This is a genomic window from Nonomuraea sp. NPDC052634 (assembly GCF_040678535.1).
Taxonomy (GTDB): domain Bacteria; phylum Actinomycetota; class Actinomycetes; order Streptosporangiales; family Streptosporangiaceae; genus Nonomuraea; species Nonomuraea fastidiosa.
The window spans coordinates 1200176-1222701 of the sequence record NZ_JBFATY010000001.1 but is presented as its reverse complement, the minus strand read 5'-3'; the positions used below and the strand labels follow the sequence as shown (position 1 = coordinate 1222701).

The following is a 22526-nucleotide window of genomic DNA, read 5'->3' as shown; positions in this document are numbered from 1 at the left end:
CCCCGTCGAACCTGGGACGCCGCGCGTCGAACACCGCATGCCAGGCGGATCGAGCCATCGGGCGCCGTCGCCGAAGTGGTGGCAGACGCCTACTTCGCCGCCGCCCACCCCGCGCCGGCGGCGTGCGAACGCGCAGCCGCCTGCGGTCACGCCGCCTGCGGTCACGCCGCCTGGGCCACGGCGATTCCGCCCACGGCGGCGGCGCGCACGGTCACGCCGCCCACGCTCGTGGCGCCCACGGTCACGCTGCCCACGCTCGTGGCGCCCACGGTCGCGGCGCGCATGGGTCGCGGCGCCTGCGGCCAAGGCGGTCAGGGCCACGGCGCCCACGGCCAAAGCGCGCACGATTACGGCGGTCAGGGCCTCAACGTCCGCCACCCCACGCGCCTTCGGGGCGGTTGGCCACGACTTCAATCCCTATCGCCCTGCTCGATGGCGGCTTCGACGCGATAGGCGCTGTTTCCTCCCCTCCCTCGTTCCGCCCTCGTCTGGGGCGGAGTCGGATGCAGTGGGGCAGTGGGGCGTCTGCTCCTTCTTCACCTGAGCCCCAGGGCGGGTGCTTGGGCGGTCGTCACCATGCCACGAGCACGCTGAGGGGCGCAGAGGGGATGTCGATGCTTCCCGGCGGCGGGTGTTGCGGGGTTCGGCGCGGAGATAAGGGCCGGTGCAGAGACGAGAGCTGGTGCAGAGACGAGAGCCGGTGCGGAGACGAGAGTCGGTGCGGAGACGAGGGGCGGTGCCGGGGCGAGGGTCGTAGGGTGAGTGGTATGTCGGCGGTAGCGGAGATTGTGGCGTTTGGCGGCGTGGTGATGCTCGGGGCGATGTCGCCCGGCCCTGACTTTGCCGTGGTCGTGCGGCGTTCGGCCGTCTCGGGGCGCGTGCACGGCATGGCGGCCGCTGCCGGGATCGCCCTGGGCGTCTTCGCCTGGGTGGTCGCCGCCGCCACGGGTGTCGCCGCGCTGCTCGCGGCGTCCGCAGCCGCGTTCACCGTTGTCAAGGTGGTCGGCGCTGCCTACCTGCTCTACCTCGGCATCCGGTCGCTGCGCGCGGCCTGGCGCGGTGGCGGCACCCTTCAGCTGGACGTGGCGGACGCGGGCGGGCGAGGGCCGGGGGCCGCGTTCATGGAAGGTTTTCTCACGAACGTGCTCAACCCGAAGGCCGCGCTGTTCTTCGTGGCGCTGGTGCCGCAGTTCCTCGGGGCCGGGGTGCCGGTGGCGGCGCTCTCGGCGGTGGCGCTGGTGGGGACCGTGGCGTGGTTCCTGGTGGTGGCGAACGTCGTGGGAGCGCTGCGCAAGTTGTTCGCCCGGCCGAACGTGCGGCGCGCGATCGACGGGTTGACCGGCATCGCGCTCGTCGCCCTGGGGCTCAAGCTGGCCACCACCACTCGCCCCTGAACCGCCCTAACGCCTCGCCCCCTGAACCGCAGTGACGCCTCACCCTCTGTACCGGGCGTGACGCCTCGCCTCTTGAGCCGCTATGGCGCCGCCCCTCCATCTCTGCCCCGCCGTCTCCGCGCCGCCTTCCGGCGCTTGCCCTAGAGGAGGCTCGGCTGATGTAGAGCGGGGTCAGGCGATGGTGACGCCTAGGAGGTGGCCCAGGCCGAAGGTCACGGAGGCGGCGCCGACGCCCAGGGCGAGCTGCCGCAGGCCGCCCAGCCACCACGGACGTGCCGTCATCACCGCCACGACGGCCCCGAACCCGAACAGCGCCAGCACGCTCACCACCAGCGCCACCATCAGCCCGGACGCCCCGAACAGGAACGGCACCAGCGGCACGAGCGCTCCGGTGGCGAAGGCGCAGAACGACGATCCGGCGGCCACGTACGGGGACGGCAGGTCGTCGACGTCCACCCCGAGCTCTTCCCGGACGTGCACCCGCAGCGCCTGCTCGGGGTCCGCGGACAGCCCGTCGGCCACCCGTTCGGCCAGCTCGGCGTCGAGCCCGCGCGACCGGTACAGCGCCGCCAGCTCGGCCCGCTCTCCGTCCGGGTTGCGGGCCAGCTCGCGGCGCTCGACCGCGATCTCCGCCCGCATCAGCTCGGTCTGGGACTTCACGGACGTGTACTCGCCCGCCGCCATGGAGCACGCCCCGGCGATCAGCCCCGCGAAACCGGCGAGCACCGCCCCCTGCCCGGCCCCCGCCGCGCCGACCACTCCGGCGATCAGCGCGAAGTTGGACACGAGCCCATCCATCGCCCCGAACACCGCCGGCCGCAGCCACCCACCGGTCACGTCCCGGTGGCTGTGGTGCGCCTCGGGGGAGTGGGGACGAGCGAGCTCGATGGTCATACCTTTTCCTCCCCTTTTGGATCTCTCGCCTTGAATGTGACATAGGCGGCGCAAGATCCGCAACGAAGGAGAGGCTTGCCTGACCTGCGGCATTAGGGCTGATTGTCGCTCTACGCGCTCGCAAAGTCTCTCAAGGTGATCGGGGTCGGAGTGCGCGGCTGAACGTGAGCGGGCAGCGGCGAGCGGGGGCCTAGGGGCCGCTGAACGGCGGTTTTGCGCACGCGGGCATGGCGCGCCTGGCCGGACGGGGGTGGAGAGAAGCAGGCGCTCCCAGGCGGTGCGCCTGGCCGGGTGAAGTGGCGGGTGCGACCAATGTCACCCCGCCGGCCGCGCCCTGGGGCGGCTGAGCGCGCGGGTTCAGCCCGGGAGTGGCGCGGTGCGGACGGGGGTGGCCAGGCTGCGGCTGAATGGTCGGCCGTGGTCCGGGGCCGGCTTGCGGTGCTTGCGGGCCGGCTCATGGCAGCGAGCATGACGGCGGCGGGCATGGACCCCGGGCCCCGGGCGACCCCGGAAAGGTCAGGCGTGGGCCGGGGTTCGGGCCGGGAGGTCGATCAGGGTGGTGGGCTGGGGCCGGGAGGGACGGATGAGGGCGGTGCACTCCTCGATCGTCTCCTCCAGCAGCTTCCGCAGCAGCCCGTCGGGGTCGGGGATGCACGCCTGCACGATGCCGACCACGGCCAGCTGTACGGCGTTCGGGGCGGCGTACCGGCGGAAGCCCTTCTCGGTGATGCGGGCGGCGCGGCTGAAGCGGCGGGCCTGCTGGGCGGCGTGCGGGACCTCCGCCATGGCCTGCCGGCTGCGCTCGCTCATGCGCCCGGACGGCGCGCCGTCGAGCCTGGCCAGCATCTCCTCGGCCGCGAGCACCGACACGGCCAGCGCGAGCTGGCGTTCGGCGGCGGCCACGGGCAGCGCAGTAGTGGCGCAGCGCAGCGCGATGTGGGCGTCCACGCGCAGGTCGTCGCTGACCAGGCCGATGATGGACGGCACGAGCGGGACGAGCTTGGCGCGGTTCTCGTCGTCGGTGTTGTCGTTGACGAGCCGGGCGAGCGCGGCCAGCAGCGGGTGCGTGCAGGCCGGGTGGTCGCTCCAGCGCTCGCCGGCCAGGTAGGAGGCGAGTTCCATGAAGCAGGCGCCGCGCTTGGGGTTGCGATGCCTGCCACGGGAAAGGACCGGGAGGTGATCAAAGTGATTGTTCACGGGTGCTCCACTGCTCCACGCGATCGCCGTCTATCCAGTCTGCGCCGTCGTGCGGCTCATTGCCAGTGATGCGATGAACGTTCCCTCTACCCCGTGAGGTCACACTCCAACCCGCACTGACCGGCATTTCATGCCGGCTCGACGAAAACGGCGACCGTGCGGGCCGGGACCGTCAGCGTGCCGGTGGCCGGGTCGTACGAGGACTGCCGCACGACGGGATCGGCCGAGTTCGCCTGCACCGGGTGGAGCCGCACACCAGGCCTCGCCTGCCCCGCGGACGGCGGCATGGCCTGGGTCTGCGTCCACGGCGTGGCGTTGAACACCACCGTGACCGACCGCCACCGCTCGTCCAGGCCCGAGGTGTCCACGTGCATGGCGATCACCCCGTCGGCTGAGGCGGGGAACGTGAGCCGCCGCCGCACCTCCTCCGCCGACCCGAGCGAGAAGGCCGGCGTCGACCACCGGATGCGCAGCAGCTCGCCGAACCCGGCGCGGGCCGCGCGGATCTCCGCGCAGCCGGGCCGCAGCGCCGGATCGGCGAGCAGCGGCCGCGCGTACGGCCAGCGGGCCTCGTTGTCGCGCCGGGGAGGCAGGCCCACGCCGAAGTTGTTGCCCTGCGCGCAGTCCCACAGCAGCCGGTTGAACCAGTCGCCGGAGTCGTAGGAGTTGCGGTCGAGCGACTTCGAGCGCAGCCGCTCGCTGCCCGCGTGCACGAACACCATGCCCTGCGCCAGCACCGCCATGGCCAGCGCCAGCACCTGCATGCGCACCCGGTCGGCCATCGGCGTCTGCTGCGGCAGCTTGTACGCAAGCGCGTCGTAGAGCGTCTCGTTGTCGTGCGCGTCCACGTACGCGACCGCCTCGCCCGGCTCGGCGGCGTACCCGGCGGGCATGCCGTTGTACCAGATGTCGCGGGCCGCCCGGCCGGACGGCAGCACGTAGTCGGCCAGGCCGCCGGTGAGCCCGATCCTGATGAGGTCGGCGTAGGCGGCCAGCCGCTCCCGCTGCTGCTCGGGGCCGCCGTTGACGGGGGCGCCGTTGGGCGCGCCGGCCAGGCCGGAGCCGTAGCCCTGCACGCGCGGGTCGGCGTCGAAGGGCGCGCCGCCGCGCACCGCGTCCCGCAGCCGGTCGTTGAACGTCGCGATGCCGGTGCCCGCCATGTGGGCCTGGCTGGCCTGCAGGAAACGGGCGTCGCCGGCCACCTCGCCGAAGCTCCAGCCCTCGCCGTACAGGATGATCGACCGGCCGTCCACCCCGTCGGTCTCGGGCGTGAGCGCGTCGAGGGCGCGGCGTACGGCGAGCATGTTGGACAGCGGGTGGTGGCCCATGAGGTCGAAGCGGAAGCCGTCGACGCGGTACTGCCTGGCCCAGGTGACCACCGAGTCGACGATGAGCTTGCCCATCATCATGTGCTCGGGTGCGGTGTTGGCGCAGCAGGTGGAGGTGGCGAGCGAGCCGTCGTCGAGGCGCCGGTGGTAGTAGCCGGGCACCACGGGGTCGAGCACGGCGGTCGAGTAGGTGTGGTTGTAGACGACGTCCATGACGACGCGCAGCCCCGCCTTGTGCAGCGCGGCCACCATCGCGCGGAACTCCCGTACGCGGTTGTCCGGATCGGTCGCGTACGAGCCCTCCGGCGCCGTGTAGTGCAGCGGGTCGTACCCCCAGTTGTAGGAGTCGACGGCGGCGGTGCGGGCGATGATCTCCTGCTGCCGCTCGGAGTCGGGCGGCAGCGCGGCCAGCTCGCCCGCGGGCGGCTCGGTGCGGTCGGCGCGGCGCTCGGGGACGGTGGCGAAGTCGAACACGGGCAGCAGGTGCACGTGCGTGACCCCGTCGGCGGCCAGCCTGCGCAGCTCGCGCATCCCGGCCGAGTCGAGGGTGAAGGCCGCGTACGTGCCGCGCAGCTCCTCCGGCACGGTCGGGTCGGAGGCGGAGAAGTCGCGGACGTGCAGCTCGTAGACCACGGCCTGGTGCTGCGGCACGGGCGGCGGCGCGGCGTGCCGGTCCCAGCCGGGCGGCTTGAGCGCCGCCCTGGACAGGTGGACGAGCCTGCTGCGGCGGCCGTCGGCGGTGACGTCCACGCTGTAGGGGTCGGTGACCTCGTTCGTGACCACCGCCCCGGCCTCGGGCGAGTAGACGGTCACCAGGTACGTGTACTCCAGCCCCCACCACGCGGGCGGCCCGTGCACCGACCACACGCCGGTCTCGTCGTCGCGCTTCATGCGGTGCACCCGGCGCCCGCCCGGGCCGTACAGGGCCAGCTCGACCTTCCGCGCGGTGGGCGCCCACACCGAGAGCTTCGGGAACATCCGCCCCGACGGGCCGAGCACGGCGTCGGCGGCGCCCGCGTACAGGTCGTCGAGCACGCCCGCGATCTGCACCCCGGTCACGGCCGCGACCCCGCCCTCGGCGTCCCGCCGCACGGCCACGACCTGGCCGCGCAGCGCCTCGTGGACGAGGTCGATGTCCGCGGGGTCCACCTGGAACGCGGGATGGCCGGCCAGGTGCGGCCACCGTACGCGCTGCTGCGCGGTGAGCCTGCAGGGCAGCAGCCGGATCAGGCCGGACCCGCATTCCTGCTCGCCGTGCCGCAGCGGCACGTCGCCGGGGTGGAAGACCAGGAACGCGCCCTCCTGCGAGTTCGGGTCGCCCGGCCACACCACCGTGTCACGGTCGATCCAGTGCGCCCGGGCCTCACGCAGGCACTCGCCGTCCCTGCCGGCCGGCCGCTCCTGCGGCGCCTCCGCGTCGTCACGTCTGCGAATGATGTTCCTCAGGCTCCCCGCCCCCTCGGTGAACAGGCATCCCGCGCTTCTCCACGTCCCCCTCGCGTGTGGACGCCTCTGCGGGTCGTCGTTCCCACCTGAGTGAAAGCGAAGCGAAGCGTCCGGAAAACCTCTCCTTAGGGCCGCTTGCCGGAAGTTTCGAAAAAAGTAACGTTGACCTGGTCTTTCGCACTCCGCGCTCTTCCCGCCTGCAAGGTCCGCCAAGCCCGGTGGCACGCGGGATGAGCGCGCGCGATCGCGCCAGATCGATCACTTTGTGTATTTGACCGATTACCTAAAGTGATTAGATGCTGGGTTGATGGACGGATTCATCGACGAGACCCGCGAGGGTGTGACCGAGCTGCGCGTGCACGGCGTCTCGGGCACGCCGCCGTCCGGCATCCTCGCCCACCCCCACCCCAGGCTCGTCGCGGGCGACGGCACCACCGGTTTCTACCGCCGCTGGTGGGAGGGCGGTCCGCCCTCGGGAGACCACGCCGACGTGCCGGGCGTACGCCACCGCGAGGCCTACGCCTGGGGCAACCTCACCTCAGGCGGGCGGGCCATCGCGCTGTGGCTGCTCCTGCTGCCGTTCTCGCTCGCCAACCTCGCCTACTTCATGCTGCCCAGGCCCGCCCGCGCCCGCCGGCTGCGCCACGTGACCGAGGCGGGGCAGCGGCTGTTCGCCCTGCTGCTCACCGGCACCCTGATCGGCGCGGTCACCAGGACCGCCGTCGACGTCATCGGCTGGCAGTGCACCGCCGCCGGTCGCGCCTGCGCCGCCGAGACCGCGCCCTCCTGGGTGCGGTGGCTCGCGGTCATGTGGGGTGACGAGCCGTCCAGGCGGCTGGCGGTCACGTCGCTGGTGCCGCTGCTGGTCGTGGTGCTGCTGTGGTGGCTCGCCCGGCGCACCTGGCGGCGCGACGAGAACACGCTTCCGCCTGGCGGGCCCGCGACGCCCGTACCGGCCGGTGGGCCCGCGGCGGCGGTCCCCCCTGCGGGTGGCGTCCCGGCCCCGCGCGCCCAGGCGGACGACGCCCCGCCCCCATCCGCCGCACCGGGCGGGGGCGGGGCCGCGGTCCCGGCCGCACGCACGACGAGCGCCGCGGCCACGAGCGCACGCGTGAAGGGCGCTCCAGGCACGGGCGTCTCCACCGGACCGGGGAGCGGCGCGGCGGGAACGGGTGTGCGGGGGAGTGGGGTCGCGTCGGGTCCGGGCGTTTCCGCGGGGCGGGCGAGTGTCGCGGCCGGAGTGGGCGCGCGGGCGGGCGGGGTCGCGGCGGGCGCGGGGGAGCGGGCGGGTGGCGGGCTGTTGCTGGGACGGCCGCGGCTGTGGCACGGCGGGGCGCCGGTGTGGCGGCTGCGGGTGGTGCACGTGGCGTTCGCCGTGGCCTCGATCGGGGTCGCGGTGGCCGCGCCGTTCGCCGGGACGGCGGTCGGGCTCGTGCTCACCGTCGCCAACGCGGCGGTCCTGGTGGTCGCCGCGGTGCTGGTCACGCTGCCGTGCATCGCGCGCCGGGTCGATCCGCACTCGGGACGCCGTACGCCCGTCCTGCTCGACGTCGCCTGCCGGGCGCTGCGGGTGGCGGCGCCGGTGGTGTTCCTCGCCACGGCCGGGGCCGCGCTCGCGGGCCTGCCGCCGGGCGACGGCGGCACGCTCGCCTGGCAGCTTCCCGGCGTCGGCATCGGAGCCTTCCAGTACGCGCTCACCGTCGGACTCGGCACCTTCCTCCTGATCACCACGTTCGTCCTGGTCCGCGCCGACCGCCGATCCCCTCCCGAGCCGGGGTCTCCGAGCGACGGGGAGCCGCGGGCGATGATGGGCATGGCCGCCTGGTTCGTGCTCATGGTGGCCGTGGGCAGTGCGAACGTGCTGGCGCTCGGCCTGCTGTTCTGGACCGCCGCGTTCTTCGGCGTCCCCGGCACCGCCGCCGAGCCCGGCCCGCGGGAGCGGGCGCTGCTCATCGACGACTCGGCCTGGTGGACGGCCGCGCTGGTGCCGCTGCTCGCGTTCGGCCTGCTCGCGCTCACGGGCGTGCTGTGGCTGATGCGAAAGGCGGCGGCGGCCCGGCTGGCACCCGAGCTGAAGGCGTACTACGACCAGCGCGACGACGCCGAGCGGGTCGCCGCCGCGTGGGCGCTCGCCGCGCTCACCGACCGGGCCGGGCTGGTGCTCGGCGTGCTCACCGCCGTCGGCGCGGCGGGCTCCGCGGTGGTGGCCGTGCTGCACTGGCTCGGGCCGTTCACGCCGGGCGGCGGGGTGGCCGGAATGCTCGCGTCGGCGGGCAGCTGGACCATGGTGGCGGCCGTGGCGGCGCTGGTGCTGGTGGCGCGGCGTACGTACCGCGACTCGCGGCTGCGCAGGGCGATCGGCGTGCTGTGGGACATCTGCACGTTCTGGCCGCGCGCCATCCACCCGCTCGCGCCGCCCTGCTACACCGAGCGGGTGGTCCCCGAGCTGGTCTCCAGGGTGCGCAGGCTGGCCGCGACCGACCGCGACCAGGTCGTGCTGTCCGGGCACAGCCAGGGCAGCGTCATCGCCGCCGCCGTGGTGCTGCAGCTCGACCCGGCGACCCGGGCGCGCGTGCGGCTGCTCACGCACGGCTCGCCGCTGCGCCGGCTCTACGCCGCGTACTTCCCCGCCTACTTCGGTCCTGCGGGTCTTGCGGCGGTACGCGAGGCGGTGACGTGGTGCAACCTCTACCGGCTCAGCGACCCGATCGGCGGCCCGGCGTTCCGCCGCGTCGATCCCCTGGCGGGCGGGCGGCCGGACGGCGTCGACCGGTTCTGCTGGGACCCGCGCCGTCCAGGCCCCGGCGAGCCGCTGCCGGAGACGCGCTGGCACACCGCGTACTGGCTGGATCCGCTGTACGACGAGGCCCTGGACAGCTTGATCACCGTCACTCCCGCCGTCTGAGCGTCCCGCGCTGTAGGGTGGCCCGCGGTCCGAGTCGGTGAGCCATGGGGGCTGACGGTGCGGTGGGTCCTGTTACTCGTGCTGGTCGCGGGGTCGTGGGTGGTGCCTCCGGCGGGGGAGGCGGCGGCGCAGACCGTGGCTGGTCCCGCCGTGGAGTCCGGTGAGCAGGCCCGGCGTTACGAGCGGGAGGCGCCCATCGGAGCGGCTGCGCCCACCGGAGCGGTCGCGCCCACCTGGGCCGCAGCGGCGCCCACCGGAGGGGTCGCGCCGGGCGGCCGGGTGGCCTTCATCGGCGTGCCCGGCCTCATGTGGGACGACCTCGACCCGCGCGACACCCCGCGCCTGTGGGAGCTGGCCGGGCAGAGCGCGCTCGGCTCGCTCTCGGTCAAGGCCGTCGGCACCGTCACCTGCCCGTACGACGGCTGGCTGAGCGTGTCGGCGGGCGTGCGCTCGGCCGTCGGCCGCCACTGCGGGCTGCCGCCGGAGCCGATCTCCACGGGTCCGGGCGCGATCGTGCCCGAGCTGCCCGAGCTGATCGGCACCACCAACGGCGCGTTCGCCGGCACGCTGGGCAGCGCCGTGCACGCCGCGGGCGGCTGCACGGCGGCGATCGGCAGGGGCGCGGCGGTGGCGCTCGCCGACCGGGAGGGCCGGGTCGATCTGTACGCATCGGAGCCCGCCAGGCTGCCCGACTGGTCGCGCTGCCGGGTGCTGGCCGCGGACGTGGCCGCGCTCGTGCAGCCGTACCTGGTGGACGGCAGGCTGCCCCGCGAACCCGAGGTGATCTCGCCCGAGCAGCGCCGCGAGCTGGCCAGGCAGGCCGACACCGAGGTGGGCGCGGTGCTCGACCGGCTGCCCCCGGACACCGAGATCGTGCTGGCCGGCATCGGCGACCACGGCTCGGTGCCGCACCTGCGCGTGGCGATGTGGCAACGGCCGGGCACCGAGGCCGTCGCCGGCGAGGCGGGGCCGTCGATCGGGGCGGGCTCCACCATGCGCGACGACCTCGTGGTGCTGCCCGACATCACGCCCACGATCCTGAACGCGGCCGGCATCGCGCCGCCGCCCGGCGTCGTCGGGGTGTCATGGCGGCTCGGCGAGCCTGTCACGCCCGCCGACCTGGTCAGGGCCGACGTGGCGGGCACCAGCGTGCGCGGCATGACCGGCTGGTTCTTCACCGCCTTCGCGGTGGTCCAGGTGGCCTTCTACGTCGCGGCGTACCTGCTGCTGTCGCGGCGGCGGCACCTGCGCCTGATCGGGACGGCCGCGGTGGTCCCTGCCTGCGTGCCCGTCGCCACGTACGCGGTGAACGTGCTGCCATGGGACCGCAGCCCCTACCCGGTGGCGACGCTGATCGGCGCGGTACTGGCCGTGACGGCGGTCATCGCCGCCGTGGCGCTGCTCGGCCCGTGGCGGCGCGACCCGCTCGGCCCGCCCGCCGCGGTCACCGCGATCACCGCGGGGGTGCTCGTCGCCGACCTGCTGACCGGCACGACGCTGCAGTTCAACAGCCTCATGGGCTACACCGCCGTGGTCGGCGGCCGCTACTACGGGCTGGCGAACATCCCGTTCGCGCTGCTCGTCACCTCCGTGCTCATGGGCTCGGCGGTGGCGGCCGAGCACCTCGTACGGGCCGGGCGGCGGCGCGCCGCCGTGGCCGGGGTGGTCGTGCTCGGCGTGGTGGCGATGCTGCTGGCCGGCTGGCCTGGCGTGGGCAGCGACTTCGGCGGCGTGATCGCGTTCGTGCCGGGCATCGCGGTGACCGCGCTGCTGGTCGCGGGACGCAGGGTGTCGCTGCTGAAGCTGGCCGGGTTCTGCGTGCTCGGCGGTGTGGCGGTGACGGTCATCGCCGTGCTCGACCACCTGCGCCCGCAGGAGGCGCAGACGCACCTCGGCAAGTTCGTGGGTCAGGTGCTCGACGGCACGTTCCTGCCGGTGATCGGGCGCAAGCTGGGCGCGATGCTCAACACCCTGCTCTCGCCCAACCTCATGCCGATCGTGCTGGCCGGGCTGATCTTCCTGGTCTTCGCCGTGCTGCGGCCGGGCAAGGTGAGCGCGGGCGTGGTGCCCGCGGCGTTCGCGTGGGCGCCGATGCTGCGGGCCGGGCTGCTCGGGGCACTGGCCAGCGGCGTCATCGGCATGCTGGTCAACGACTCCGGCACGGCGGTGCTGTCGATGGTGGTGGCGCTGGCGGTGCCGCTCGTGCTGCACGTCGGCGTCCGGCTGCCGGAGGTGGCCGGACAGGAGGAGCCTCCTGAAGACGCGGTGGGGGAGCGGGTCGGCCTCAAGATCTGAAATTTTCTTTTAGTTCATGCCAAAGTCTTGAAACTTATAACCACGAGCGATTGCATTCGGGTCGTGCAGACCCTCCGATTGCTGGCCGCCGCCGCGCTCGTGTTAGGCCCCGTGGCCATCGGCACGCCCGCGCAGGCCGATCCCGTCTCTCCCGCAGAGGACGCGCTCCAGGCGTCGTCCTACCCCGCTTCCTCCACACTGCTCGCCAAGGCCACCGGGAACCGGCGGCTGGAGACCGCTAAGACCACCCGGCCGGTCGCGCCCGGCATCTCGCTGACCTCGTTCGACACCTTCGACGAGCTCGGCTGGCTGCGCGCCGACGCCCTCACCGCCGACCTCGGCAGCGCCAAGGCCGACTACGTGTTCTCCGGCGAGGTGTCGAAGACCGAGCCGCTGTCCGGCCCGGCCAAGCGCAGCCGCGCGGTCGCCGCCGTCAACGGCGACTTCTTCGACATCAACAACTCCGGCGCGGCCCAGGGCATCGGCGTGCAGAACGGCACGCTCATCCAGTCGCCGATCGCCGGCCACGAGAAGGCCGTCGCGATCTCGGCCGACGGCGTGGGCCGGGTCATCGAGATGTACTTCGAAGGCACCGCCACCCCATCCGGCGGCGAGCCGATCACGCTGACCCAGTTCAACCAGATCATCCAGAAGGACGGCGTCGGGCTGTTCACCCCGCTGTGGGGCTCGTACACGCGGGCCCGCGCCGTCGAGGGCGCCACCGCCGTTGCCGAGGCCGTGCTGGTGAACGGCGTCGTCTCCGAGGTACGCGACGCCGCCGGCAGCGGCCCCATCCCCGCGGGCAGCACGATCCTGCTGGGCCGCGACAAGGGCGCCGCCGCCGTGGCCGCGCTCAAGCCGGGCGACACGGTGGACGTGACCTACCGGCCCAGGCCCTCCGACGGCGGCCCGGTCAAGGCGGCCGTCGGCGGCAACTGGGTGCTGGTCAAGGACGGCGTCGTGCAGAACTCCAGCGACCCCGCCGCCCACCCGCGCACCGCGGTCGGCTTCTCCGCCGACGGCAGGAAGATGTACCTGCTCACCGTGGACGGCCGCCAGGCCGACAGCCGCGGCGTGACGCTGAACGAGCTGGCCGCCATGATGAAGGAGCTGGGCGCGGCCAACGCGCTCAACCTCGACGGCGGCGGCTCGTCCACGATGCTGGCCCGCGAGCCCGGCTCCGCCGAGGTACAGGTCGAGAACAGCCCGTCCGACGGCGGCGAGCGCCACGTGCCCAACGGGCTCGCGCTCTACGCGCCCGAGGGCAGCGGCAAGCTCAAGGGCTTCTGGGTGGAGACCGCCTCCGACCCGGCCAAGGCGCCCGGCGTCGGACCGGTCGCGGGCGGCCGTCCGGACCGCGTCTTCCCCGGCCTCACCAGGCGGCTGACCGCCGCCGGTTACGACGAGACGTACGGACCCGCCGCCGGCACCCCGTCCTGGCGCGCCAAGCCCGCCGTGCACGGCGTCGTACGCGACGGCAGGTTCCACGCCCTGGTGCCCGGCCAGACCACGGTCACCGCCTCCCGGGGCAAGGCCCAGGGCAGCATCGAGCTGACCGTGCTCCAGCCGCTGGAGCGGCTCGGCGCCACCGCCGACCGCCTCGGCATCGCCGGCCAGGACGGCACCGCCGCGTTCGGCGTCGTCGGCTACGACCGCAACGGCAACTCGGCGCCCATCGAGCCCGCCGACCTCACCCTCAGCTACGACAAGAACCTCTTCGAGGTCACCGCCGCCGAGCACGGCTACTTCACCGTCAAGGCGCGGCAGGCCGGCGGCTCCGGGCTGATCACCGCCAAGGTCGGCAAGCTCACCACCGCCGTGCCGGTGACCGTCGGGATGGAGGACAAGCAGGTCGCCGACTTCGAGGACGCGGCGAGCTGGACGTTCTCCGCCGCCCGCGCCACCGGCTCGCTGTCGGCCGGGCCCGGCCACGACGGCGGCGGGCTGAAGCTGTCGTACGACTTCACCACCTCCACCGCCACCAGGGCCGCCTACGCCAGCCCTCCGGGCGACCTGGTGATCGAGGGGCAGCCGCAGGCGTTCGGGCTGTGGATCAACTCCACCGGCAAGGGCGAGTGGCCCAGCCTGGAGTTCTACGACGCGCTCGGCCAGTCGCAGATCCTGCGCGGGCCGTACATGACGTGGACCGGCTGGCGCTACGTCGAGTTCACCGTGCCGCCCGGCGTCAACTACCCGCTCAAGCTGCGCCGCTTCTACGTGGCCGAGACCAAGGCCGACGCGCAGTACACCAACGAGATCACGATCGACGGCCTGGTGGCCAAGGTGCCGCCCGCGGTGGAGACGCCGCCCGCACCCAAGATCACCGACCCCGTGGTCAAGGCGGACGTGGCGGACATGCCGTGGCGGTTCGCGGTCATGTCGGACGCGCAGTTCGTCGCCAGGGACCCGGACAGCGACCTGGTGAAGAACGCGCGCCGCACGCTCCGCGAGATCAAGGCCGCCAAGCCGGACTTCCTGCTCATCAACGGCGACCTCGTGGACGAGGCGTCGCCTGAGGACTTCGCGCTGGCGAAGAAGATCCTCGACGAGGAGCTGGAAGGGAAGCTGACGTACCACTACATCCCCGGCAACCACGAGGTGATGGGCGGCCAGATCGACAACTTCAAGGCCGTCTTCGGCGACACGTACCGCACCTTCGACCACAAGGGCACCCGCTTCATCACCCTGGACACCTCGCGCCTGACGCTCAGGGGCGGCGGCTTCGACCAGGTGGCGATGCTGCGCGACCAGCTCGACAAGGCCGCCAAGGACCCCTCCATCGGGTCCGTCGCCGTGGTGTTCCACGTGCCGCCCCGCGACCCCACCCCGGGCAAGGGCAGCCAGCTCGGCGACCGCAAGGAGGCCGCGCTCGTCGAGGACTGGCTGGCCGCCTTCCAGCGGGAGACCGGCAAGGGGGCCGCGTTCATCGGCGGGCACGTCGGGACGTTCCACGCCGAGCACGTGGACGCGGTGCCGTACTTCATCAACGGCAACTCCGGCAAGAACCCCGCCACCGCGCCCGGCGACGGCGGCTTCACCGGCTGGTCGCTGTGGGGCGTCGACCCGGTCAGCAAGGCCGAGGCCGAGCAGGTCAAGCGGAACTGGTTCACCGACGCGCCCACCTGGATCGGCACGCAGGTGCGCCCGCACGTGGACGAGCTGACGCTCACCGCCCCGGCGAGCGTCGCGGTCGGCAGGCCGGCCACCGTCAGCGCGTCCGTCGTCCAGGCGGGGCGGACCGTCCCCGCCGCCTACCCGGTCTCGGTCGCCTGGTCGGGCTCGCCCAACCTGCACATCGGCGACCGTACGTCGGCCAAGCCCCGGCACGTCGCCGTCCTCGACCCGGACACCGGAACGCTCACCGCGCTGCGGCCGGGCAAGGTGACGGTCGCCGTCACCGTCAACGGCGTCACCAAGAAGGCCGAGGTGGCGCTGACCGCCAGGGCCGCCGCCTGACCCTTTTCCCGCTCCGCAGGCCCCTGGGAACCCGCTCCCGGGGGCCTGCCCCGCGTCCGGGAGCGGGGTGGCGACGAGTTCTGCACACCGGGCAGGGCCTGCCCGCGTCCGGCGGCGGGGCTGTGCCGGACCTCGGGGTCCGCCCACCCGTCCGGCCCGCGCCCGGCTCGCGGTCGTGCGTGTCCGCGTGTCCGCCTGCGCAGAGCGGGTACGAGATCGTTTTGGCGCCGTCTGATCGAGAGGACCGCCGATGTCGATGGAGCTCGAACTCGTGCCCGCCGGGCTGGCCCATGCCCTTGAGGACCTGCTGCTGGTCGATCACCACGTGCACGGGGCCACCTCGCACGACCTGTCGCGCACCGCGTTCGAGGACCTGCTCGGCGAGTCCGACCGGCCGGTGCCCGACTGGATGACCCGCTTCGACTCCCAGCTCGGGTTCGCCGTGCTGCGTCACTGCGCGCCGGTGCTCGGCCTCGAACCGTTCTGCCCGCCGGAGGAGTACCTCGCCAGGCGGGCCAGGATCGGCGCGAAGGAGGTCAACAGGCTGCTGCTCGGCGCCTGCGGCGTCGGCCACTTCCTGGTGGAGACCGGCTACCGCGCCGAGGAGCTGCTGGGGCCGTCCGGGATGGCGCAGGCGAGCGGGGCGCCCGCCGACGAGATCGTGCGGCTGGAGATGGTGGCCGAGCAGCTCGCCGGGTCGGGGTGCGCGGCGGCCGACTTCGCTGAGCGGTTCGCCGAGGCCCTGTGGGAGCGTACGCGCTCGGCTCGCGGGCTCAAGACCGTCGCCGCCTACCGGTGCGGGCTCGACTTCGACCCGGCGCGGCCGACAGCCACCGAGGTGGCGGAGGCGGCCGGGCGGTGGTTCGAGGAGGGCGGGCGGCTGCGCGACCCCGTGCTCGTCAGGCACCTCATCTGGACCGGGATCGACCGGGGGCTGCCGCTGCAGTTCCACATCGGCTACGGCGACCCCGACGTCGATCTCAGGCGCTCCGACCCGCTGCTGCTGCGCGGCCTCATCGAGCTGGCCGAACCGACCGGGGTGCCGTTGCTGCTGCTGCACTGCTACCCGTTCCACCGGAACGCGGGGTACCTGGCGCAGGCGTACCCGACCGTCTTCTTCGACGTGGGGCTGGCGGTCAACCACGCAGGGGCGCGCGCCGCGGCGCTGCTGGCCGAGAGCCTGGAGGTGGCGCCGTTCGCCAAGATCCTCTACTCGTCCGACGCGTGGGGACCGGCCGAGCTGCACTACCTCGGCGCGCTGCTGTGGCGGCGGGGGATGGCGCGGGTGCTCGGCGAGTTCGTGGCCGAGGAGGAGTGGTCGGTGCCGCAGGCGGTACGCGTCGCCACCATGATCGGCGCGGAGAACGCGCGCCGCGTCTACGGACTCGGCGGATGATCGCCGGGATCTCCGCGTGGACGGGTCTCATATGGGACGTCCGTAAGGGACGCATGCGGACGTTGCCCCGGGACGGGCCTCCGAGGGAACGCCGCAGGCAAGGGTCGTCAGTGTCGCAGGTGTGTCGCAGGTGAGTCGCAGGTGAGGAGAGACGGTGACGGGGGCAGTACGAGCGGGCGGAGACGGGCATCGAACGGCCGGGATGGAGGCCGCGCTGCGCGCCGCCCTGCGGAAAGAGCTGCCCTCCGCCGTCGTGCTGCGCCGCGAGCTGCACGCGATGCCCCGCGTATCCGGGCATGAGGAGCCGACGCTCAAACGGATGCTCGACGCGCTGCCCGCCGGGCACGTCGAGTACGTGGCCGGCACCGGGGCCGTGCTTCGCGTCGGCGGTCCAGGAGCCGCCATAGGCGTACGGGGTGAGCTGGACGCACTGCCGATCGTCGAGCGCACCGGCGTGCCGTGGGCCGCCACGAACGGCGCCATGCACGCCTGCGGCCACGACGTGCACCTGGCGGCGGTGGTCGCGCTGGCCCGCGCGGTCGCCGCCGTCACCGCCGTCGCCTCGGGCGGCGCGGACGAGACGGCGGGAGAGGTCGTGGCCGAGGCCGCCGCCCAAGGCGCCGCGGCCGCCGCCACTGAAGCCGCCACTGAAGCCGCCGCTGGGGCCGCCGCTGAAGCCGCCGCTGGGGCCGCCGCTGGGACCGTCACTGAGGCGGTGGCGGAGGTGGCGGGCGGGCCGCCATCGCCGGCGCCGCTGCTCGTGGTGCTGCAGCCGCGCGAGGAGACGTTCCCGTCCGGGGCGCAGGACGTCGTACGGTCGGGCGTGCTGACCCGGCACGGCCTGCGGGCGATGGTCGGCGCGCACGTGCAGCCGGTGCTGGCTGAGGGCACGATCGCCTGCACGCCGGGGCCGGTCAACGCGTCCTCCGACGAGTTCCGGGTGGTCGTCACCGGGGCCGAGGGGCACGCGGCGTACCCGCATCTCACCCGCGACCCCGTCCTGGCGATGGCGCAGGTGATCGTGGCGGCGCAGCAGCTCGTCAGCCGCGCCGCAGACCCGATGGTGCCGACCGTGGTCACGTTCGGCACGGTCGCGGCGGGCACCACCCCCAACGCGGTCCCCGGCGAGGCGGTGGCCACCGGCACGCTGCGGACGATGTCGCAGCGCTGGCGCGAGGAGCTGCACGGCCGGTTCAGGCAGGTGGTCAGGGACACCGCCCGCGCGTACGGCTGCACGGCCGACGTCGAGATCCTGCCCGGCGAGCCGATCCTCATCAACGACCACGACCTGGCGCTGCGGGCGGGGGAGCGGCTGCGCGAGCAGGGCTGGACGGTGTCGGACGAGCTGCGCTCCTGCGGGGCCGACGACTTCGCCAGGTACGGCAGCGTGGCGGCGTCGCTGATGATGTTCGTGGGCGTGGACACCGAGGCCGGGCTGCACAGCCCTCGCTTCCTGCCGGACGACGAGGCGGTGGCGGCGGTCGCGGAGGCGCTGCTGGCGGGCTACCTGGCCGCCTCGCACCCCTGAGCGGCCGCGAACGATGCTCTGAAGGGCCGCGCTCCAGGACCGGGAAGCGGCGCTGGACGGCTGGGCGGACGGGTGTCGGTCAGGTCAGGAAGACGGCGCGTCAGCGTACAGTCCGGACAATGGACGCATCGCTGACGAAACAGGTGCGAACCTCTAGGCTCAGCGGCGATGGATCTCGAAACATTCACCCCCGGCTCGGGCCGGCTCGCCCCGCGCGCGGCCCTCCAGTCCGACGCCCCCGCGCTCAGCCTCAACGGCACGTGGCGCTTCCGCCTGTCACCCACCGCCGGTATCCCAGAGGACTTCGCCGACCCCGGCTACGACGACTCCGGCTGGGACGAGCTGCCCGTCCCGTCCCACTGGAACCTGCACGGCCACGGCGCCCCCGCCTACACCAACGTGGCCTTCCCCATCCCGATCGACCCGCCCCACGTGCCGGACGAGAACCCGACCGGCGACTACCGCCGCGTCTTCGACCTGCCCGAGGGCTGGCAGGGCGGGCGGCTGCGGTTCGAGGGCGCCGAGTCGTTCGCCCGCGTCTGGCTCAACGGCCACGAGCTGGGCTTCTCCACCGGCAGCCGGCTGCCGGTCGAGTACGACGCCGCTCCCTACCTGCGGCCGGGACGCAACGTGCTGGCCGTGCGGGTGCACCAGTGGTCGGCCGCCACGTACCTGGAGGACCAGGACATGTGGTGGCTGCCCGGCATCTTCCGCGACGTCACGCTCACCCGATCCACCGCCGACGTGTACGTCCGCGCGGACTACCGGGACGGCCGCGGCACCCTCGCCTACCTCGAAGGCCCCGGCCCGCTGAGCGTCCCCGAGCTGGGCGTGACCGGCCTGGAGCCGGGCTCCGAGATCACGGCCGAGGTGGAGCCGTGGACGGCCGAGACGCCCCGCCTGTACCAGGCCGTCATAACCGGTGACGGCGAGACCGTGCGGCTGCGGATCGGGTTCAGGACCATCTCCATCGAGGACGGCGTGCTGCTGGCCAACGGCAGGCCGCTGCTGCTCAAGGGCGTCAACAGGCACGAGTTCCACCCGGAGCACGGCCGGGCGGTGCCGTACGAGACCATGCGCGAGGACGTGCTGCTGATGAAGCGGCACAACGTCAACGCGGTCAGGACCAGCCACTATCCGCCGCACCCGCGCTTCCTCGACCTGTGCGACGAACTGGGCCTGTGGGTCATCGACGAGTGCGACCTGGAGACGCACGGCTTCGGCGAGGTCGGCTGGCGCGGCAACCCCACCGACGACCCCCGCTACGCCGACGCGCTGCTCGACCGTATGCGCCGCATGGTCGAACGCGACAAGAACCACCCCAGCGTCATCATGTGGTCGCTCGGCAACGAGGCCGGCGTCGGCCGTAACCTGGCCGTCATGGCCGGCTGGACGCGCGAGCGCGACCCGTCCAGGCCGCTGCACTACGAGGGCGACCGCTCCTGCGCCCACACCGACGTCTACTCGCGCATGTACGCATCACACGCCGAGGTCGAGGCCATCGGCAAGCGCGAGGAGGACCCGCTCGACGACCCCGAGCTGGACGCGCGGCGGCGCGGCATGCCGTTCCTGCAGTGCGAGTACGCCCACGCCATGGGCAACGGGCCCGGCGGGCTGGCCGAGTACCAGGAGCTGTTCGAGCGCTACCCCCGGCTGGCCGGCGGGTTCGTCTGGGAGTGGATCGACCACGGCATCGCCCACCCGGAGTTCGAGTACGCCTACGGCGGCGACTTCGGCGAGCCCGTGCACGACTCGAACTTCGTCATCGACGGGCTGGTCTTCCCCGACAGGACGCCGTCGCCCGGCCTGATCGACCTGAAGAAGGTGTTCGAGCCGGTCCGCTTCGACTTCGACGGCGGCTCCGTCCGGATCGTGAACGGTTACGGCTTCCGCGACCTGTCCCACCTGCGGTTCGTGGCGACCGTGCAGGTGGCGGGCGAGACGGTGACCGAGCACGTCCTCGACGTGCCGCCGGGCGGCGGCGAGGTCGCGCTGCCCGTCACGGACGGTGGGCCCGAGGGCGAGCGGTGGCTCACCGTACGGGCCGAGCTGGCCGAGGACCAGCCGTGGGCTCCGGCCGGGCACGAGGTCGCCTGGGGCCAGACGCAACTCGCCCCCGCCCCTGGGACCGCTGTCCCTCAGGATCCGGCGACCGCCGCAACGACCGCTGTCGCTCAGGGCCTCGCGACCGCCGCAACGACCGCTGCCCCGCAGGACCCAGCGCCCGGCGTCGCGGGCGGACCGCAGGCGTTCACCCGCGGCGAGGACGGGCTGATCATCGCCGGCGAGTGCGCGTTCGACGCCTCCGGGCGGCTGGTGCGGCTGTTCGGGCTGGAGGTGGAGGGGCCCAGGCTCGACCTGTGGCGGGCGCCCACCGACAACGAACGGTACGGCGGGCTCGAAGGCCGCTGGCGCGCGCTCGGCCTGTACCGGCTCACCCACCGGGTGGACGAGGTCAGCGTGGGTGACGAGCTGGTCGTGCGGACCCGGGTCGCGCCGGCCGCGACCGACCTCGGGATGCGGGCGACGTACCGGTGGACGTACGACGGCGGGCTGCGCCTGGAGCTGGACATCGAACCGGAGGGCGAGTGGCCCGATCCCATCCCGAGGCTCGGGGTGGACATGACGCTGCCTGGAGAAGCCGTGGACCGGGTGACCTGGTTCGGCCCGGGCCCGGGGGAGTCGTACCCGGATACCGGGATGGCCGCCCGCATCGGCCGCTGGTCGGCCACGGTGGAGGAGCTTCAGACGCCGTACGTCTACCCGCAGGAGAACGGCCACCGCGCGAACGTCCGATGGGCCACGCTCACCGGCGCGCGGGGCGGGATCAGAGTGTCGGGCGAGCCGGCGTTCGGGCTGACCGCCCGTCGCTGGAGCACCGCCGAGCTGACCGCCGCCAGGCACCGCCCCGACCTGGTGCCGGGCGACCGGCTCCACCTCCACCTCGACCTCGCACACCAGGGCATCGGCACCGCCACCTGCGGCCCAGGCCCGCTGCCCGCCTACCACCTCCTCGCCCGCCCGGCCACCCTCCGCCTCCGCTTCACTCCGGCGTGAGGAGCCCGGCCCCGCGCGCCGGGTGAGCGCCGCCGGGTGAGCCCCGGTCGCGGGCGTCGTGACGGGCACGGTCCCTACACCTCTCAGGTGGGGGACCGCCCCGCAGCGGACACCTCGACGGCCGCCCCGGCCGGACCGGGACGGCCGGAGGGCGAGTGCGGCGCCGGTGCCGATCCGTGAGGGGAGGCCCCCACGGATCGGCGGTGGTCAGGCCGCGAGTACGGTGCCGGCGCCGACCGTGAGGCCGCCCTCGCGGATGGCGAAGCCGAGCCCCTCCTCCAGCGCGACCGCCTTGCCCAGCCTCACCGACACCTCCACCGTCTCGCCGGGCGCGGCGCTCTCGACGCCGTCCGGCAGGACCAGCTCGCCCGGCACGTCCGTCGTGCGCAGGTAGAACTGCGGCCGGTAGCCGGAGGAGATCGGCTTGCGCCGGCCGCCCTCCTCCGGGGTCAGCAGGTAGACCCGGGCGGTGAACGCACCGAGCGCCCGCTGGCTGCCCGGCGCGGCCAGCACCATCCCGCGCCGCACCTGCTCGCGGCGGACCCCGCGCAGCAGCACGGCGGCGTTGTCGCCGGCCTCGCCCCGCTCCATCGTCTTGCCGAACGTCTCGACGCCGGTGACGACGGTGGTGAACCCGTCGCCGAACCCGACCACCTCGACGGTGTCGCCGACCCGGACGGTGCCGCGCTCGATGGCGCCGGTGACGACCGTGCCCCGGCCGGTGACCGTGAGCACGTTCTCGACCGGCATGAGGAACGGCGCGTCCACGTACCTGATGGGCACGGGGATGTGCTCGTCCACCGCCCGCAGCAGCTCGTCGATGGAGGCCGTCCAGGCCGGGTCGCCCTCCAGGGCGCGCAGCCCGGACACCCGCACCATCGGCACGTCGCGGTAGCCGTGCTCGGCGAGCAGCTCCTGCAGCTCCAGCTCGACCAGGTCGATCAGCTCCGGGTCGGCGCCGTCGGCCTTGTTGACCGCGACGACCAGGTGCTCGACGCCGACCCGCTTGGCCAGCAGCACGTGCTCCCTGGTCTGCGGCATGATGCCGTCGTGCGCGGACACGACCAGGATCGCGCCGTCGAGCTGCGCCGCCCCCGTGATCATGTTCTTCACGTAGTCGGCGTGGCCCGGCATGTCGACGTGGGCGTAGTGCCGGGTGCCGGTCTCGTACTCGACGTGCGAAATGTTGATCGTGATGCCCCTGGCGGCCTCCTCCGGGGTGCGGTCGATCCGCTCGAACGGCGTGTACGTCGCCTGCCCGCGCTGCGCCAGCACCTTCGTGATCGCGGCGGTCAGCGTCGTCTTGCCGTGGTCGACGTGGCCCATCGTGCCGATGTTGAGATGCGGCTTGTTGCGTACGTAGGCCTGCTTGGCCATGGTTCCCTTCCCTAGAACCTGGAGACTCAGTGACCCGTCAGGGCCGGTTCGACCTCCCCCCGCCGGGTCACTTCAGGAACTAACGGGAAGAGGTCAGCGCTCCAGGCCGTCGCAGGCACGCCCGAACGCGCCCGGCAGTGCGGGCGTCGCGAGGTGGGCGAGCGGGAACATGACGACCATAGTGCGGTGATCAGCACCGCGCCGCAACGGATTATTCCCCAGGGGCCAGGGCGGAGGCCGCCCCTGACATGGG

12 protein-coding genes are annotated in these 22526 nt (G+C 73.5%); 7 read left to right on the top strand and 5 right to left on the bottom strand.

All coding sequences use genetic code 11. The features are described 5' to 3' along the window. Nucleotides 1–161: 161 nt before the first annotated feature. Nucleotides 162–284 carry a hypothetical protein gene (locus AB0K67_RS05665; RefSeq protein ID WP_364053410.1) on the bottom strand — a complete coding sequence of 41 codons (123 nt, stop codon included), beginning with the start codon at nt 282–284 and terminating at the stop codon, nt 162–164. A 483-nt stretch (nt 285–767) separates the two neighbouring features. Here AB0K67_RS05665 and AB0K67_RS05660 point away from each other — a divergent pair, with 483 nt between their 5' ends. Then, on the top strand, nt 768–1394 hold the full coding sequence (locus AB0K67_RS05660) for a LysE family transporter (protein WP_364053407.1): 627 nt from the start codon (nt 768–770) through the stop codon (nt 1392–1394). A 171-nt stretch (nt 1395–1565) separates the two neighbouring features. Here the strand turns inward: AB0K67_RS05660 and AB0K67_RS05655 are convergent, their stop codons facing one another. The 3 genes from AB0K67_RS05655 to pulA form a co-directional block, all read right to left on the bottom strand. After that, nucleotides 1566–2288 carry a VIT1/CCC1 transporter family protein gene (locus tag AB0K67_RS05655; protein WP_364053404.1) on the bottom strand — a complete coding sequence of 241 codons (723 nt, stop codon included), beginning with the start codon at nt 2286–2288 and terminating at the stop codon, nt 1566–1568. 516 nt (nt 2289–2804) lie between these two features. Next, nucleotides 2805–3485, bottom strand: coding sequence for a hypothetical protein (locus AB0K67_RS05650; RefSeq protein WP_364053401.1), 681 nt, complete (start codon nt 3483–3485; stop codon nt 2805–2807). A gap of 128 nt (nt 3486–3613) precedes the next feature. Next, nucleotides 3614–6484 (bottom strand): pullulanase-type alpha-1,6-glucosidase, encoded by a 2871-nt coding sequence (gene pulA, locus AB0K67_RS05645; protein WP_364053398.1) that lies wholly within the window; start codon nt 6482–6484, stop codon nt 3614–3616. An 82-nt stretch (nt 6485–6566) separates the two neighbouring features. Here pulA and AB0K67_RS05640 point away from each other — a divergent pair, with 82 nt between their 5' ends. The 6 genes from AB0K67_RS05640 (at nt 6567) to AB0K67_RS05615 (ending at nt 20896) form a co-directional block, all read left to right on the top strand. After that, nucleotides 6567–9164 (top strand): hypothetical protein, encoded by a 2598-nt coding sequence (locus tag AB0K67_RS05640; protein WP_364053395.1) that lies wholly within the window; start codon nt 6567–6569, stop codon nt 9162–9164. Nucleotides 9165–9221: 57 nt separating this feature from the next. Continuing rightward, a complete protein-coding gene (locus AB0K67_RS05635; protein WP_364053392.1) occupies nt 9222–11459 on the top strand; it encodes a hypothetical protein in 2238 nt (745 codons plus the stop codon). Nucleotides 11460–11522: 63 nt separating this feature from the next. Further along, on the top strand, nt 11523–14915 hold the full coding sequence (locus tag AB0K67_RS05630; RefSeq protein WP_364053389.1) for a phosphodiester glycosidase family protein: 3393 nt from the start codon (nt 11523–11525) through the stop codon (nt 14913–14915). 250 nt (nt 14916–15165) lie between these two features. Beyond that, nucleotides 15166–16311: an amidohydrolase family protein gene (locus AB0K67_RS05625; protein WP_364053386.1), complete on the top strand. Its 1146-nt coding sequence runs from the start codon at nt 15166–15168 to the stop codon at nt 16309–16311. Between the two features lie 154 nt (nt 16312–16465). Continuing rightward, nucleotides 16466–17839, top strand: a complete 1374-nt coding sequence (locus AB0K67_RS05620) for an amidohydrolase (RefSeq protein ID WP_364053384.1) — start codon at nt 16466–16468, stop codon at nt 17837–17839. A 168-nt stretch (nt 17840–18007) separates the two neighbouring features. Continuing rightward, complete coding sequence (locus AB0K67_RS05615) at nt 18008–20896, top strand: glycoside hydrolase family 2 TIM barrel-domain containing protein (RefSeq protein ID WP_364053381.1); 2889 nt, start codon at nt 18008–18010, stop codon at nt 20894–20896. A 207-nt stretch (nt 20897–21103) separates the two neighbouring features. Here AB0K67_RS05615 and tuf read toward each other — a convergent pair whose 3' ends face one another. Further along, entirely contained in the window at nt 21104–22273 is a 1170-nt protein-coding gene (gene tuf / locus AB0K67_RS05610) for an elongation factor Tu (protein WP_364053378.1), read from the bottom strand. Nucleotides 22274–22526 lie beyond the last annotated feature (253 nt).

Excerpts from the sequence above, each read along its gene's own strand:
- AB0K67_RS05665 (WP_364053410.1), bottom strand. The coding sequence starts at position 284 with ATGCGCGCCGCGACCGTGGGCGCCACGAGCGTGGGCAGCGTGACCGTG.
- AB0K67_RS05660 (WP_364053407.1), top strand. The coding sequence starts at position 768 with ATGTCGGCGGTAGCGGAGATTGTGGCGTTTGGCGGCGTGGTGATGCTC.
- AB0K67_RS05655 (WP_364053404.1), bottom strand. The coding sequence starts at position 2,288 with ATGACCATCGAGCTCGCTCGTCCCCACTCCCCCGAGGCGCACCACAGC.
- AB0K67_RS05640 (WP_364053395.1), top strand. The coding sequence starts at position 6,567 with ATGGACGGATTCATCGACGAGACCCGCGAGGGTGTGACCGAGCTGCGC.
- AB0K67_RS05625 (WP_364053386.1), top strand. The coding sequence starts at position 15,166 with ATGTCGATGGAGCTCGAACTCGTGCCCGCCGGGCTGGCCCATGCCCTT.
- AB0K67_RS05615 (WP_364053381.1), top strand. The coding sequence starts at position 18,008 with ATGGATCTCGAAACATTCACCCCCGGCTCGGGCCGGCTCGCCCCGCGC.
- tuf (WP_364053378.1), bottom strand. The coding sequence starts at position 22,273 with ATGGCCAAGCAGGCCTACGTACGCAACAAGCCGCATCTCAACATCGGC.